The sequence below is a fragment of the Polaromonas sp. P4_H1 genome (genome assembly GCF_056400945.1).
Window position 1 is genome coordinate 212697 of the sequence record NZ_JBFUKG010000005.1, and the last position, 13661, is coordinate 226357.

Annotated in this window: 12 protein-coding genes; 3 read left to right on the top strand and 9 right to left on the bottom strand. The window is 64.0% G+C overall.

Features of this window, described 5'->3' with window-relative positions; translation table 11 throughout:
- Positions 1–298: 298 nt before the first annotated feature.
- The 7 genes from AC1DS5_RS09345 to xdhC all read right to left on the bottom strand — a co-directional run bounded on the left by AC1DS5_RS09345 (position 299) and on the right by xdhC (position 9383).
- Positions 299–1531 (bottom strand): hypothetical protein, encoded by a 1233-nt coding sequence (locus AC1DS5_RS09345; RefSeq protein WP_477717970.1) that lies wholly within the window; start codon positions 1529–1531, stop codon positions 299–301.
- A gap of 73 nt (positions 1532–1604) precedes the next feature.
- Positions 1605–2921 (bottom strand): glycerate kinase type-2 family protein, encoded by a 1317-nt coding sequence (locus AC1DS5_RS09350; protein WP_477717971.1) that lies wholly within the window; start codon positions 2919–2921, stop codon positions 1605–1607.
- A 361-nt stretch (positions 2922–3282) separates the two neighbouring features.
- The gene (locus AC1DS5_RS09355; RefSeq protein ID WP_477717972.1) at positions 3283–4254 is read right to left on the bottom strand and encodes a tripartite tricarboxylate transporter substrate binding protein; all 972 of its coding nucleotides are present in this window, start codon (positions 4252–4254) and stop codon (positions 3283–3285) included.
- A 79-nt stretch (positions 4255–4333) separates the two neighbouring features.
- Positions 4334–5422 carry a tartrate dehydrogenase gene (locus AC1DS5_RS09360; protein WP_477717973.1) on the bottom strand — a complete coding sequence of 363 codons (1089 nt, stop codon included), beginning with the start codon at positions 5420–5422 and terminating at the stop codon, positions 4334–4336.
- 248 nt (positions 5423–5670) lie between these two features.
- Entirely contained in the window at positions 5671–6801 is a 1131-nt protein-coding gene (locus AC1DS5_RS09365; protein ID WP_477718007.1) for an ABC transporter substrate-binding protein, read from the bottom strand.
- Positions 6802–7054: 253 nt separating this feature from the next.
- Positions 7055–8353, bottom strand: coding sequence for a urate hydroxylase PuuD (locus AC1DS5_RS09370; RefSeq protein ID WP_477717974.1), 1299 nt, complete (start codon positions 8351–8353; stop codon positions 7055–7057).
- A gap of 157 nt (positions 8354–8510) precedes the next feature.
- Positions 8511–9383 (bottom strand): xanthine dehydrogenase accessory protein XdhC, encoded by an 873-nt coding sequence (gene xdhC, locus AC1DS5_RS09375; protein ID WP_477718008.1) that lies wholly within the window; start codon positions 9381–9383, stop codon positions 8511–8513.
- 279 nt (positions 9384–9662) lie between these two features.
- Between xdhC and AC1DS5_RS09380 the strand changes: the two genes are divergently transcribed.
- Positions 9663–10196 carry a hypothetical protein gene (locus tag AC1DS5_RS09380; protein ID WP_477717975.1) on the top strand — a complete coding sequence of 178 codons (534 nt, stop codon included), beginning with the start codon at positions 9663–9665 and terminating at the stop codon, positions 10194–10196.
- Positions 10197–10484: 288 nt separating this feature from the next.
- Here AC1DS5_RS09380 and AC1DS5_RS09385 read toward each other — a convergent pair whose 3' ends face one another.
- Together AC1DS5_RS09385 and uraH are read right to left on the bottom strand one after the other, a co-directional pair.
- The gene (locus tag AC1DS5_RS09385; protein ID WP_477717976.1) at positions 10485–11501 is read right to left on the bottom strand and encodes a tripartite tricarboxylate transporter substrate binding protein; all 1017 of its coding nucleotides are present in this window, start codon (positions 11499–11501) and stop codon (positions 10485–10487) included.
- 88 nt (positions 11502–11589) lie between these two features.
- Entirely contained in the window at positions 11590–11943 is a 354-nt protein-coding gene (gene uraH / locus AC1DS5_RS09390; protein ID WP_477717977.1) for a hydroxyisourate hydrolase, read from the bottom strand.
- A 109-nt stretch (positions 11944–12052) separates the two neighbouring features.
- Here uraH and AC1DS5_RS09395 point away from each other — a divergent pair, with 109 nt between their 5' ends.
- On the top strand, positions 12053–12718 hold the full coding sequence (locus AC1DS5_RS09395; protein ID WP_477717978.1) for a GntR family transcriptional regulator: 666 nt from the start codon (positions 12053–12055) through the stop codon (positions 12716–12718).
- Complete coding sequence (puuE, locus tag AC1DS5_RS09400; protein WP_477717979.1) at positions 12715–13653, top strand: allantoinase PuuE; 939 nt, start codon at positions 12715–12717, stop codon at positions 13651–13653. The genes AC1DS5_RS09395 and puuE overlap by 4 nt, the downstream gene beginning before the upstream one ends.
- Positions 13654–13661 lie beyond the last annotated feature (8 nt).

The window sequence follows — 13661 nt, forward strand, 5'->3', positions numbered from 1 at the left end:
GCACTCCCCCCCGAGGGGGCTGTGCTTGCTTGGGGCGGCCCTTCGCTGCGCACAAGGACCCCCACGCTTGCCACACAAGCTACGGCGGCATACTTTCCATCCATGCCTCGATCGCCAAGTGGCACGGCAGGAGCCTTGTGCAGCGCTACCTGGAGATGCGAGGCGAGACTCCGATCATGGCGTGCGACGAGGTGCGCATCTTCGCTGGCAGCAAGAACGATGGTCGCATGTTCACCTGGGAGATTCCGGCGCAGATCCGGCAGTTGTGCGAAAAGGGGCTGAGCCGGAGCCCTGCCGCTCAGATGGCGCGGTTCAGGTCCACGTCCAGGCCTGCCCGCTTCATCTCGCGCGCCAGCAGCAGCCGCCACAAGCCCGTGTCGTCGACCGTGATACGTGTCGCGCCCTTCAAGGCGGCCGGCAATGCCCCCTGTTCGGACTGCAGGCAGACGATGCGGCTGCGGCCGAGCACGGCGAGCATGAATCCGATGGCCAGCATGGCTGCCGGTGCCTCGGAGTCTTCGCCCGGCAGAAGCAGCAGGAACGCCACGTTGCGCAGAGCCTCGAGTTGATCGACAGAGACGGCGTCGAGTACCGCCGCCTCCAGTCCCAGTTGCTCCATGAGCTCGCACGCCTGGCCCGCAGCGTCGTCGCCGCCCCAGCCAAGGACGGCCACGCGCCCACCGGGCACGGCTTGCTGCGCTGCGATGGAAGAGGAAGCGGAATCGGAATCGGCTTTGGACATGGGCATCATGGTAACAGCGGGAGATGAAGGCGTCTGCGCGGTCGTCGGTACAGGCGACGGTGCCGGGCTGGACGCAGCCACCGGCGCTTGTGCGGGTGCGGGTGCGGGTGCGGATGCGGACGGTGGCGGTGGCGGTGGCGGAGTTTCCGCCTCTGCAGCTGGGGCAGCCGCCGGCGCGCTTGTCGATACAGGCGACGGTGCCGGGCTGGGCGCAGCCACTGGCGGCTGTGCGGGTGGCGGCGGCGGTGGTGGTGGTTCCGCCTCTGCAGCTGGAGCCGCCACCGGCGCGCCCGTCGGTACAGGCGACGATGCCGGGGTGGACGCAACCACTGGCGCCTGTGCGGATGACGGTGGCGGTGGTGGTGGTGGCGGTTCCGCCTCTACAGCCGGGGCAACCACCGGCGCGGCAGCGGCCCGGCCCTCAAGGCGCTCCGTCAGCAGCTTCTTGGCCGCATTCAGATGGGCGATGGCCCGATCGATCCCATGCTTGACTTTTTGCTGGCGCTCCTCGACCGAGTAGCGGTCGCCGAAGGTCTTGTCCAGGAAGAAATCCTGTGTCGCCACGGCGTACTGCCTGTACTCGGGCGTGCCCACGCCGAAGCTGTCGGCAAGGGTGGCGTTGATTTTCTTTTGCAAGGCCTCCATGCCCGAGTCCCAGCCATCCCGTGCGACCGAGACATCGAAAGTCCGCAGCATCTTGACCTGCCGGTTGACCTTCTCGATCGTGTTCTTGATCGAGACCTTGTCGTGGGTGCCTGCGGGTGGCGGTGTGTGTTTGTCGATGGACATGCAGCTTCCTTATGCGGCCAGCCTGCACTTTAACGCGTCCGTGACGCGAACCCGAAGAAGCTCGTGGCGCAGCCTACAAAATCAGCATCGCCCGGAAGTCATTGACATTGGTATTCGTCGGCCCGGTGATGACCAGGTCACCCAGCGGCTCAAAGTAGCCATAGGCATCGTTGCGGTCCAGGTACTGGTTCAGCTTCATGCCCTGCGCCAGCGCCCGTTCCAGGGTGTCAGGCGCGACGAACGCGCCGGCGTTGTCTTCCACGCCGTCAATGCCATCGGTGTCGGCAGCCAGCGCATACACGCCCGCTTGCCCCTGCAGCCCCAGCGCCAGCCCCATGCAGAATTCGCCGGCCCGCCCGCCCCTGCCCTTGGGGGTGCCGTCGGGCTGCTTTTTGATGGTGACCGTGGTTTCGCCGCCGCTCAGAATCACGCAAGGTTTCTGGAAAGGCTGGCCCTTGAGAGCCACCGCGCGGGCCAGCGCCGCATGCACCTTGCCGACTTCGCGCGACTCGCCTTCCATTTCATCGCTGAGGATGTAGGCCGTCAGCCCCGCATCCCTGGCTACCGCGGCGGCGGCTTCGAGGCTTTGCTGCGGCGTGGCAATCATGTGGACCTCATGGCCGTTGAAGGCCGCATCGCCGGGCTTGGGCGTTTCGAGCGCGCCCTGCTCCAGCAGGCTCATGAGCCCGCCCGGGATCGCGATGCCGTAGCGCGCGAGGATGGCCACGGCCTCGGCGCAGGTGCTGGCATCAGGCACGGTCGGGCCGCTGGCGATGATGGAGGGGTCGTCGCCCGGCACGTCGCTGATGGTGAGCGTGACCACGCGCGCCGGCGCGCAGGCCGCGGCCAGCCGCCCGCCCTTGATGCGCGACAGGTGCTTGCGCACACAGTTCATCTCGCCAATGTTGGCGCCGCTGTTCAGCAGGTCCTTGTTGATGCGCTGCTTTTCTTCCAGCGTGAGGCCCTCGGCGGGCAAGGTCAAAAGAGACGAGCCGCCACCGGAGATCAGGCACAGCACCAGGTCGTCGGCGGTCAGACCCTGCGTCATGGCCAGGATGCGCTGCGCAGCCGCCAGGCCCGCCGCATCGGGCACCGGATGCGCCGCCTCGACCAGTTCGATGCGCTGCTTCAGGCCCGCAGGTCGCGGCGGGATATGGTGGTAGCGCGTGACCACCAGGCCCTCCAGCGGTGCGTCAGCAGGCCAGAGGGCCTCGACCGCCTGCACCATGGAACCCCCGGCCTTGCCGGCGCCCAGGACAATCGTCCGGCCCTTGGGCGGCTTGGGCAGCCACGCGGCCGTGTTGTGCAAAGGCAGCGCACGTTGCACTGCCGCGTGGTAGAGATGCTCCAGAAACTGGCGCGGCTGGGAGGCGGGGTTGGGTGCGGTCATTCGGATGTCTCTTGCGGGTTATTGGAAGGCAGTTGATTGAACAGCGCTGCTTTCCGGCACTGCTCGCTGTCCCGCCCAGACCGTCATTGTGCCGCCGTAACTCGCCTGTAACACCACACCACGGTTAAAAGTGAATTACCCCGCGCTAGTGTGGTGTCGCATGCTTGACGGTACAAATAAAACCGATGGATTTTTGTTCAGGACAAGGCGCAAACCACAGCAATAGCCCCGCTATTGCGCGGATTTGCAACGCCGTCATGGACGAAAAGACGCGGTTTTATGTACCGGATAGCGTGCAACACCACACTAGCCATCCCTCCAGAAAAATCGCCCTCCGGGGGGCCGATGCCAGCGGCCCGGCCTACTTCTTGCCCAGACCCAGGCGCTGCGCACCCTCGGTGTACAGGCGCACCTTGTCTTTCATGAAGGCGTCCATCTGATCGGCGCCGACATTGACCAGCTCGAACCCGCTCCTGGCCGCGAGCTCCTTCATTTCTGGGTCGTTGTTCATGGCGGCCCAGAGGTCCGAGAGGCGCTTGCGCGCTTCGGGCGGAGTTGACTTGGGCACACCGATGCCGCGGTAGGCGCCATCGACCCAGTCCACACCGAGCTCCTTGAAGGTGGGCACGTCGGGCATCAGCGGGTGGCGTTTTTCCATGGCCACGGCCAGCGGCCGCAGGCGGGTCTTGTTGCTGATGGCAAACGGCGTGTAGGTCATGGCACCGTCGACCTGGGAACCGATCACCGCGGTGGCCATGTCACCCGTGCCCTTGTAGGGAATGTAGTTGGTCTTGACGCCGAAAGCCGCATTCAGGCGTTCGTGCGCTGCGTGGTTGGCCGAGTTCAGGCCCGAACCGCCCAGGCTGAGCTGGCCGGGCTTGGCCTTGGCCGCACTGAGGAAATCAGCAAAGGTCTTGATCGGGCTGGACTCGGGCACCACGAGGATGTCGGGCGTGTAGTGGAACCAGAACACCGGCGTGATGTCCTGCGTCTTGTACTGTACCTGTCCCTCCAGCGGCTGGAACACGATATGCGGCAGGTTGATGCCAACCACGTTCAGCCCGTCACCCGGCAACTGGTTCATCTGGCCCCACATCAGCCCGCCGCCCGCACCGGCCTTGTACTGGATGATGGTGTCAATTGCAGGGCATTTCTTCTTCAGCACAACCTGTTGGTGGCGTGCCGACAGGTCGGACTCGCCGCCTGGCGGAAAGGCCTGCCAGTACAGCACGTTCTTGTCGAGGCAAGCGGGCCCGGCGGCTGCCGGAGCGCCTTGCGCCAGGGCCAGCGGGGCCAGCAAGGCCAGGCCGATTGCACTTAAAAGCTGTTTCATGGTTTGTCTCCTGTTGATTGTTGCCATCTCGTCATCCATCAGGCCCGTCAGGCCCTTACCGTCTGGTCTGTCAGTCCCGTCACGCCGCCTGGCGCGCCGGGGCCGCAGCAAAGCGCGCGCAGACGGCTTCGGTGACCTGTGCCATCGTGGCCTTGCCGCCGAGGTCGCTGGTATGCAGCGCCGGGTTGGCGGTGATGGCTTCCACCGCCTCCATCAGCACCCTGGCGGCCTCGGGCTCCCCAAGGTGCTCGAGCATCATCACGCAGGACCAGAAGGTGCCCACCGGGTTGGCGAGGCCCTTGCCCATGATGTCGAAGGCCGAGCCGTGAATCGGTTCGAACATCGACGGATAGCGGCGCTCGGGGTCAATGTTGCCGGTGGGCGCAATGCCCAGGCTGCCCGCCAGCGCGGCGGCCAGATCGCTCAGGATGTCGGCATGCAGGTTGGTCGCAACAATGGTGTCGAGCGAGGCCGGGCGGTTGATCATGCGCGCCGTCGAGGCATCCACCAATTCCTTGTCCCATTTGACATCCGGAAACTCTTTGGAGATCTGCAGGGCGATCTCGTCCCACATCACCATGGCATGGCGCTGGGCATTGGACTTGGTGATCACGGTCAGCAGCTTGCGGGGGCGCGACTGCGCCAGCTTGAAGGCAAAACGCATGATGCGCTCCACACCGGCGCGCGTCATCACGGAGACGTCCGTCGCCACTTCGATGGGATGGCCCTGGTGGGCGCGACCGCCGACGCCCGAATATTCGCCCTCGGAGTTTTCGCGCACGATGACCCAGTTCAGGTCTTCGGCCTTGCAGCGCTTCAGGGGGCCGTCGATGCCGGGCAGGATGCGCGTGGGGCGCACGTTGGCGTACTGGTCAAAGCCCTGGCAGATCTTCAGGCGCAGGCCCCACAGCGTGATGTGGTCCGGGATGTGGGGGTCGCCGGCGGAGCCGAACAAAATCGCGTCCATGCCACGCAGCGCATCCAGGCCGTTGTCCGGCATCATCACGCCGTGCTGGCGGAAATAGTCACCGCCCCAGTCGAACGAGGTGAAATCGAATTTGAACTTGCTCTGCGTGGCGGCCAGCGCTTGCAGCACGGTCTGGCCGGCCGGCACCACTTCCTTGCCGATGCCGTCACCGGGAATACACGCGATCTTGTAGGTTTTCATGAAATGTCCTGGGCTGTTGTGAGTTGTCCTGCCGACAACTTTAACGACTGCCCATCGCGTATAAAACATTTCAAGTTATGTCATTATTGCCTTCAAGTTAACAATCATGGAGTTCCGTTTCGACGACCTCAGGCTGGAATTCCCCTCAAGTCAACGCCGCCCTCAGCGCATCCGCGAGCGGCGGGTATCCACGAAAAACAGCCCGGCACGCAGAGGCAGACCGCGCTGTGGCGGTCATGCCGGCCCGATCACTGCCGGATACGCCCGGCCTCGGTGACGATGGTTAGTTCCACAAACCTTGAGCCGAACCGCATGCCCGGCTTGAAGCCGACCTTGTAGCCGCCCAGGTCTAGGTCCAGGCCGTCGAGCGCTTTCACCATTCCGTCGCGGGAGACACGGGCGCCCATGCGCCGCACGGCTTCCACAATCACCGTGCCGGCAATGTAGCCCTCCATCATCGCGTAGCTCACCGGCACTTCCAGGTCAGGGGTGCTGCCCGCCAGATCGCTGAATTCCTTGTTCAACCGGCCTGAAATCTTGTACGGGTTGGGCGTTACCTGGGTGATAGCCAGGCCCTTGAGCTGGGCCTCGCCCAGGCGCTTGGAGATTTGCTCGATGTCTGCGCCCGAGTGCGCGAACAGGCGCGCCGTGCCGCCGCCTCCCTGGTATTTTTCAATGAAGGCTGCCGCAGCGGAGCCGCTGGCAACGATGATGATCGCCTGCGGCGCCGCGGCAATGAAGGTGTCAATCACCGCATTGGGAACCTTGGCCGTACCGGCCGCGTAAGCGCCCTTGGCCGTGATGTGCGCGCCCTTGCTCTTCATCACGTCTTCGGTCGCGGCAATCAACGGGGCAGCACCGGGACCGTCTTGATAAAAGAGACCAATGCGGGTGATACCGACCGTGACGAGATGTTCGGTGATCTTGTTGATCTCATCGCGCAGATTCGCACGGACGCTGTAGAGCAAGGGCGCCTCGGCCCTGATCTCGTTCACGCGGTAGCCCACCAGCGGGATATTTTCCTTTTCGAGCAGGCCGGAACTGACCAGCTCGCCAATCACGTGGTCGCCGAAGTAACCCGCCAGCACGAGCGGGCGGCTCTCGCCGAGCAGCTGCCGGGTGGCGGTCATATTTTCGGCAGGGCTGCCGGAATCGTTCTTGCGGACCAGGCTGAACGTATGGCCGTTCACCCCACCCGCCTTGTTGGCCTTGTTCAGGGCCAGCTGGATGCCGGTTGAATAGGCGCGGGCCTGCGAGCCCTCCAGCCCGGACAAGGGGGCCACCTGCCCGACAACAATCTGGACGGCATTGACTGCCAGCGGTGCGGCCAGGGCAGCGGCAACCGCCAGGTGACGAATCAGGAACTGCAAACGCATCATCATGGGTTTCTCCTCCTCATAGGGTGTGGCACGCCAGGCGGACCGAGAGACCGCGGCGACCATCTGTTTCTTGGCTATTAGGCTATTGGGTTATTAGGCCTATCGGGTATCGGCACAGGGTTGTGCCCGGCCGCAGCCGTCAGGCGGCAACCGCCACGAATTGAAGCACGGGATCCGGCGATGCCTGTACGTGAAATTACGCAGACGCGCCCGCGCCTTGCTGCGCCGACGGATGCGGTGGCCGGTCAGCGGATCAAGGCGTCCGGGCACCCGCCTCAAACCACCGCCGGAGCAGCTCACGCTCCGCGTCGGTCATGCCGGTGGCATTGTTCATGGGCATGGCCTTGCTCACCACGGCCTGCTGGTACACGGCTTGCGCATGCCGGCTGAGCTGCTCCGGCGAATCCAGCCGCACGTTTTTCATCTGCACCTGCTCGCCATGGCACTGGTAGCAGCGCTGGGCCAGCACCTTCTGCACCGCTGCATAACTGCCGGCGCCGTCAGCCCCTGTACCGCTTTGGCCAGTCGCCATCGATTCGGTAGCAACCGGATTCATCCAGGCGATCGCGCCGATGATCACCGCGATTCCGGTCAGCGCGTAAGGCAGCGGGTGGCGGTTGCGGCCCAGCTTGTAGCCATGGCGCAGCACAAAAAACTGCCGGATGGCAGCGCCGGCCAGCATCATCAGGATGAGCACCAGCCAGTTACGCGGATGACTCCAGGTAAAACTGTAGTGGTTGCTCAGCATGGCAAACAGCACCGGCAGCGTGAAGTAAGTGTTGTGCACGCTGCGCTGCTTGCCGCGCAGGCCGTGCACCGGGTCCACCGGCTCACCGGCCTTGATGCTTGCAATCACCTTGCGCTGGCCCGGGATGATCCAGAAAAAGACATTGGCGCTCATGGCCGTGGCCATCATGGCCCCCACCAGCAAAAAGGCCGCGCGCCCGGCAAACCAGTGGCAGGCCAGCCAGGATGCGATGCACACCAGCAGCGCAACCAGCGCCCCGACGATGGCATCGCCACTGACCTCGCCCCCACGCTTTTCACTGCGTGTCATGCGCTGCCCCCCGAGGGGGCCCAATTTCCTCGGGGCGGCCCAGCGGAAATTGCGCTGGCCGAAGAGTTGGCAGATGCCGTCGTACAGCATCCAGAACACCACCAAGAAAGACAGCGCCACACCGACAGCCGCCCCCGTCGACCAGTTCATCAGGGACTTGTCGATCAGGTAGGTGCCGGCGTTCCAGAGATAGGAGATGGTGAAGAGCGCAAAACCCGACAGCCAGGTGCTGTAGCTTTCCCAGTAAAACCAGTGCAGGTGCGCCGGCAGTTGCGGCGGTTGGACCGCGAACTTGACCGGGTGGTAAAAGCCGCCGCCGTGTACCGCCCAGAGCTCGCCGCTGACACCCTGCCGCTTCAGGTCCTCGTCTTCCGGCGGCGTCAGGCTGGAATCGAGAAAGACAAAGTAAAACGAGGAACCGACCCAGGCGATGGCGGTAATGACATGGACCCAGCGCAGCAGCAGGTTGGCCCAGTCGAGAAGGTAGTTTTCCATATCTCTCAACCTATGCAAACCTGCTCACCACTGCGGGCGCTGTAAGCAGAAATTAGGCCGCGAACAAAAGAAACAGACGTTTCCCGGCTCCGCTGCGGCCTGATGGCGTCAGTTTATCGAGTTTGACGGCCCCGGCAAAGCCCTGGGGCGGCCAGGCTCAGCCGCCGTGGACGGTTTGCAACAGCTGCGCCGCTACAGCGACCGCAATCACTTCCGGTTCCTTGCCGCCGATACCGGGCACGCCGATCGGGCAGGTCACCTGCGCCAACTCGGCCGGGGTGAAACCCCTGGCCTCCAGCCGATGGCGAAACACCGCCCATTTGCTTTTGCTGCCGATCAGGCCAATGTAAGGCAGGTCGGCCTTCTCGCGCTGACGTTTCAGGCAGGCGGCCACTATATCCAGGTCCTCCGCATGGCTGAAACTCATGATGAGCACGCGCGACTGCGGCGCCAGGCCGGGCACGGCCGCCTGCACCGGCCCGGAATACTCGCACACGACGCGTTCCGGCACCTCGTCGGGAAAGACCTCGTCGCGGCTGTCGATCCAGGTGAGCAGAAATGGCAACGGCGCCAGCACCTGCACCAGCGCATGGCCCACATGGCCGCCGCCAAACAAGGCCACCGGCACCAGCCTGCCGGCCAGTTCATCGGCCAGGCTTTGCGCCAGCGCGGGCGCATCATGCGCGCCGACCCTCTCGAAACGAAGATGCACCACGCCACCGCAGCATTGGCCCAGCGCCGGCCCCAGCGCAAAACGCACCGGCGCCTCGGCGGCCTCCTTCGCCTCTTCCGCCTCTTTCCCTTGCACGCCCTCGGCCAGCAGTTGCGCACGCGCCCTGGCAATGGCTTCGTATTCCAGGTGACCGCCGCCTATGGTGCCCACCAGTGCATCGGTAAAAACGGCCATCCAGGTACCGGCCTCGCGCGGAACGGAGCCCTGGGTCGAAACCACCCGCACCAGCACCGCCGGCTCATGGGCCAGCCGTGCCAGAAAAGCGTCGACGGGCCGACTGGTGTTGCTGGAAACCATTGGTGACGAGTTGGCCATGTCAGCGGATTAAATTGTGGGCAAAATAGTTACATCAACAACATGAATTCAACAAAGGGCACAAGGAGCACAAGGAGCGCTAGAGGCACACAAGAGACACACCAGGCGACAAGGCACGCCGTACGCGAATACAGACTGAACCCTTACCTTAGCACCACCTCGCACGATTCGGCCACAGAAATGGCGCCCGGCAACATCTCGCTCCCGGGATCAGTCCGGACATACATGGCAACAACAACAAACAATAAGCGCACACCCATCATGAGACACGACACGCCTGACTCCGCACTTCGCCGCCATTGGCTGCTGGCACTCCTCGCCGCTTCGGTGGCTGCACTGCTGAATGCCTGCAAGACCGCCCCCGAAATAGCGCTCCCCGAGTCCCCGAAGGAACCCGACAAACCCGACAAGCCGGTGGCCATTGCTGTTCCTGAGCCAAAAGGCTCGGCCCGAACGTCTTCAGCCAGCTCGCCGCGCGCCTACCGGGAAGACGGCGCCACCCATATTTATGGCCTCAATGCCGACCGTATTTACAAGGGGAAAATGCCGCCGCTGCTCTATGCCATCGGTGTGCTGAACGTGGAGATAGATCGGGCCGGCCGCGTGACCCGCCTGGACTGGATGCGCGCGCCGCGCCATGCCCCTGAAGTGATCGCGGAAATTGAGCGCACCATCAAGGAAGCCTCACCTTTCCCCGCGCCCACGCGGCTGGGCAAGGTGGTTTATACCGACACCTGGCTGTGGCACAAGAGTGGCAAGTTTCAGCTGGATACGCTGACCGAAGGGCAGAATTAGGCCCCCACGGTCGCTCACTKCGTGTAGCTCCCTGCCCCCCGAGGGGGCCGCTGCGCCTGCGGTCTGGCAAAGCCAGTCCCGCGGCCCCTGCTGGTATTGGACGGTTCGCTGCGCATCGCGCTTGGAGCGCCCTGGGCCATCCTTCGACAGGCCAGGACGACCGGATATGAAAGAGCGACAAAGAGGGATCTTCAACCCAGCCTGAGCCGCGGAACCGGCTTTGCCGGGCCGCAGGCGGGCGGCCCCCTCGGGGGGCAGGGAGCTACACGMAGTGAGCGACCGTGGGGGTCACTCTATTTTGAGGTTTTGCGTCTTCACGACGTTGCGCCAGGCGCGGTAGTCGGCTTCGATGAAGTGGCCCAGCAGCGCGGGCGAGCCGGGTGCGGGCTCGACGGCATCGGTCTTGAAGCGGGCGAGCACATCAGGCAGGGCCACCACCTTGTTGATGGCAGCGTTCAGGGCATTGACGACGGCAGCAGGCGTGCCCGTGGGCGCCATCAGTGCGAAATAGTTCACCACATCGATGCCGGGCATGCCGGCCTCGGTCATGCTGGGCACATCGGGCAGCGCACTGGAGCGCTTGGCGCTCGTCACGGCCAGGGGCTTGATGCTGCCGTTCCTGATGAAGGGCAACAGGGCGGGAATAGTGCCGGTGACCAGCTGGATCTGCCCGCCAATCATGTCCATGGTGGCGGGTGCCACGCCGCGGTAAGGAATATGCGTGATGAAGGTGCCGGTGCGCGCCTTCAGCAGTTCCAGCACCAGGTGGTTGACGCCCCCCGCACCGGCCGAGCCGTAGTTGAGTGCGCCGGGCTTCTGCCTGGCCAGCGTGACCAGCTCTTTCATGTTGTTGACCGGCAACTGGGCGTTGGCCGCCCAGACCAGCGGGCCGCTGGCGATCATGCCGACCGGCGTGAACTGGCGCAGCGGGTCGTAGTTGGCGCTGGGCAGCGATGCCGCCACCGTGGTGAACGGTGAGGCCACCAGCAGCAGGGTGTAGCCATCCGCAGGGGCCTGGGCGACATATTGCGTGCCGATCGCACCCGAAGCGCCGGCCTTGTTGTCCACCACAAAGGTGGCGTTCATGACCTCGCCGAGCTTTTGCGCCACCAGGCGCGCCATGGCGTCGGTGCCAGCGCCCGGTGCAAAGGGCACCACGATCTTGACGGCGCGGTCGGGATAGGCAGGGGTAGAAGTAGCAGGGCCTTGCGCCCGTGCTGCGGGAAGCACCAGACTGGCGGCAGTACCTGCAGATAACAGCAGGGCTTGGCGGCGGCTCAGGGCGCCCGTGGACGTGTCGTTCATGTAGAACCAAAAAAAGTGGCAACCGGCGGATTGTCGCCGCCGCCCATGACTGCTGCGTGACAGGGCCGCGACAGCCCACCGTTCGGCTTCAGCTTCCGCGGTAGGTCGAGTAGCTCCAGGGGCTGACCAGCAGGGGCACGTGGTAGTGCTGGCCGGTATCGGCCACGCCGAAATCCAGCGTGACCTGGTCCAAAAAGGGCGGCTCCGGCAGCACCACGCCCTTCGCCCTGAAATAAGCGGCCACATCAAATACCAGCCGGTAGGTGCCGGCTTGCAACGTGGCGCTGTCGTACAGCAGTCCGCCCGGATGGCGGCCATCGTCGTCAAGTGTGAAGCTTTTCACCAGCGTGGCCTGGTCGCCGCGGGTGGTGAACAGTGCAACCCGCATGCCGCCCGCCGGCGTGCCGTGCATCGTGTCCAGTACATGTGTGCTCAGGCCCATGGCGTTCCTTCAGGGTTCAGGGTTCAGGGTGGGTGAAAAATGCGAAAAACATAAAAAACGGTTCACCAAAATTGTATACAATTTTTGGATTTGGGGCTATGATATCTGCATGGAATCATCCACCACCCATGCCATCGTCGAAGCCCTGACCAAGGCCATTGTGGAGCACCGGCTACACCCGGGCACCAAACTGGCCGAACAAAAACTGGCCGATCATTTCGGTGTATCGCGCACCCTGGTGCGGCAGGCGCTGTTTCAGCTGTCGCAAAACCGCCTGATTCGCCTGGAGCCCGCCCGTGGCGCCTTTGTGGCCGCGCCCTCGGTGCCCGAAGCCCGGCAGGTGTTTGCGGTGCGGCGCATGCTGGAAGCGGAAATGACCCGTGCCTTTGTGCGCGATGTCACCCCCGCCAAGATCAAGGCGCTCAGGGACCACGTCAACCAGGAGAAATCGGCTGTGGAACGCAACGATGTGCCCGGCCGCACCGAACTGCTGGGCGACTTTCATGTGCGCATGGCTGAACTCATGGGCAACGAAGTGCTGGCTCAAATACTCGGCGAGCTGATCTCGCGCTGCGCACTCATCACCCTGATGTACCAGACCGCCAGCGCCGCCGAACACTCGAACGACGAACACGCCGAAATCGTCAAGGCCCTGGCGGCTAAAGACGAAGCGCTTGCCGTGCGCCTGATGACCGAGCATTTGCTGCATGTCGAAGAAAACCTCGCCTTTGACCGCAAGGTTCCCACTAACGATATTTCGATGGCTTTGTCATGAACACCTACGATTCCACTGCACCCTATCCCCGTGATCTAGTCGGTTACGGCCGCAACCCGCCGCATGCCCAGTGGCCAGGCCAGGCGCGCATTGCCGTGCAGTTTGTACTGAACTACGAGGAAGGCGGTGAAAACGCCGTGCTACATGGCGATGCAGGCTCCGAACAGTTCCTCTCCGAAATGTTCAACCCCGCCAGTTTTGCCGACCGCCATCTGAGCATGGAAGGCATTTACGAATATGGCTCGCGCGTGGGTGTGTGGCGCATCCTGCGCGAATTTGAAAAGCGCAAGCTTCCGCTGACCGTGTTTGGCGTCGGCATGGCGCTGCAGCGCCACCCTGAACTGACCTCAGCCTTCGTGGAGCTGGGCCATGAGATCGCCTGCCACGGCTGGCGCTGGATCAGCTACCAGAATGTCGACGAAGCCACCGAGCGCGAGCACATGCGCCTGGGGCTGGAGGCCATCGAGCAACTCACCGGCACCCGCCCCTTGGGCTGGTACACCGGGCGCGACAGCCCGCGCACGCGGCGCCTGGTGGCCGATGACGGCCGGCTGGCTTACGACAGCGACTACTACGGCGACGACCTGCCCTTCTGGATGAAGGTCGCGCGCACCGACGGCACGGTGGTGCCGCGCCTGGTGGTGCCCTACACGCTGGACACCAACGACATGCGCTTTTCATTGCCGCAGGGGTTTTCCCAGGGCGACGATTTCTTCACCTACCTGAAGGACAGCTTTGACGCGCTGTATGCCGAAGGCGACGAGGCCCCGAAGATGCTGAGCATCGGCATGCACTGCCGGCTGCTCGGGCGGCCGGGGCGCATCGTGGCGCTGCAGCGCTTTCTGGACCATGTGCAGCAGCACGACCGCGTCTGGGTGTGCCGGCGCATTGATATTGCCCGGCACTGGCAGCAGACCCATCCGTATCCAGCATGAAAGGGAAC

Bases quoted from the DNA above. Each gene is read 5' to 3' on its own strand.
- xdhC (WP_477718008.1), bottom strand. From the start codon at position 9,383: ATGGTTTCCAGCAACACCAGTCGGCCCGTCGACGCTTTTCTGGCACGG.
- AC1DS5_RS09385 (WP_477717976.1), bottom strand. From the start codon at position 11,501: ATGAACGACACGTCCACGGGCGCCCTGAGCCGCCGCCAAGCCCTGCTG.
- uraH (WP_477717977.1), bottom strand. From the start codon at position 11,943: ATGGGCCTGAGCACACATGTACTGGACACGATGCACGGCACGCCGGCG.
- AC1DS5_RS09395 (WP_477717978.1), top strand. From the start codon at position 12,053: ATGGAATCATCCACCACCCATGCCATCGTCGAAGCCCTGACCAAGGCC.
- AC1DS5_RS09350 (WP_477717971.1), bottom strand. From the start codon at position 2,921: ATGACCGCACCCAACCCCGCCTCCCAGCCGCGCCAGTTTCTGGAGCAT.
- AC1DS5_RS09365 (WP_477718007.1), bottom strand. From the start codon at position 6,801: ATGATGCGTTTGCAGTTCCTGATTCGTCACCTGGCGGTTGCCGCTGCC.
- AC1DS5_RS09370 (WP_477717974.1), bottom strand. From the start codon at position 8,353: ATGGAAAACTACCTTCTCGACTGGGCCAACCTGCTGCTGCGCTGGGTC.
- AC1DS5_RS09345 (WP_477717970.1), bottom strand. From the start codon at position 1,531: ATGTCCATCGACAAACACACACCGCCACCCGCAGGCACCCACGACAAG.
- AC1DS5_RS09355 (WP_477717972.1), bottom strand. From the start codon at position 4,254: ATGAAACAGCTTTTAAGTGCAATCGGCCTGGCCTTGCTGGCCCCGCTG.
- puuE (WP_477717979.1), top strand. From the start codon at position 12,715: ATGAACACCTACGATTCCACTGCACCCTATCCCCGTGATCTAGTCGGT.
- AC1DS5_RS09360 (WP_477717973.1), bottom strand. From the start codon at position 5,422: ATGAAAACCTACAAGATCGCGTGTATTCCCGGTGACGGCATCGGCAAG.
- AC1DS5_RS09380 (WP_477717975.1), top strand. From the start codon at position 9,663: ATGAGACACGACACGCCTGACTCCGCACTTCGCCGCCATTGGCTGCTG.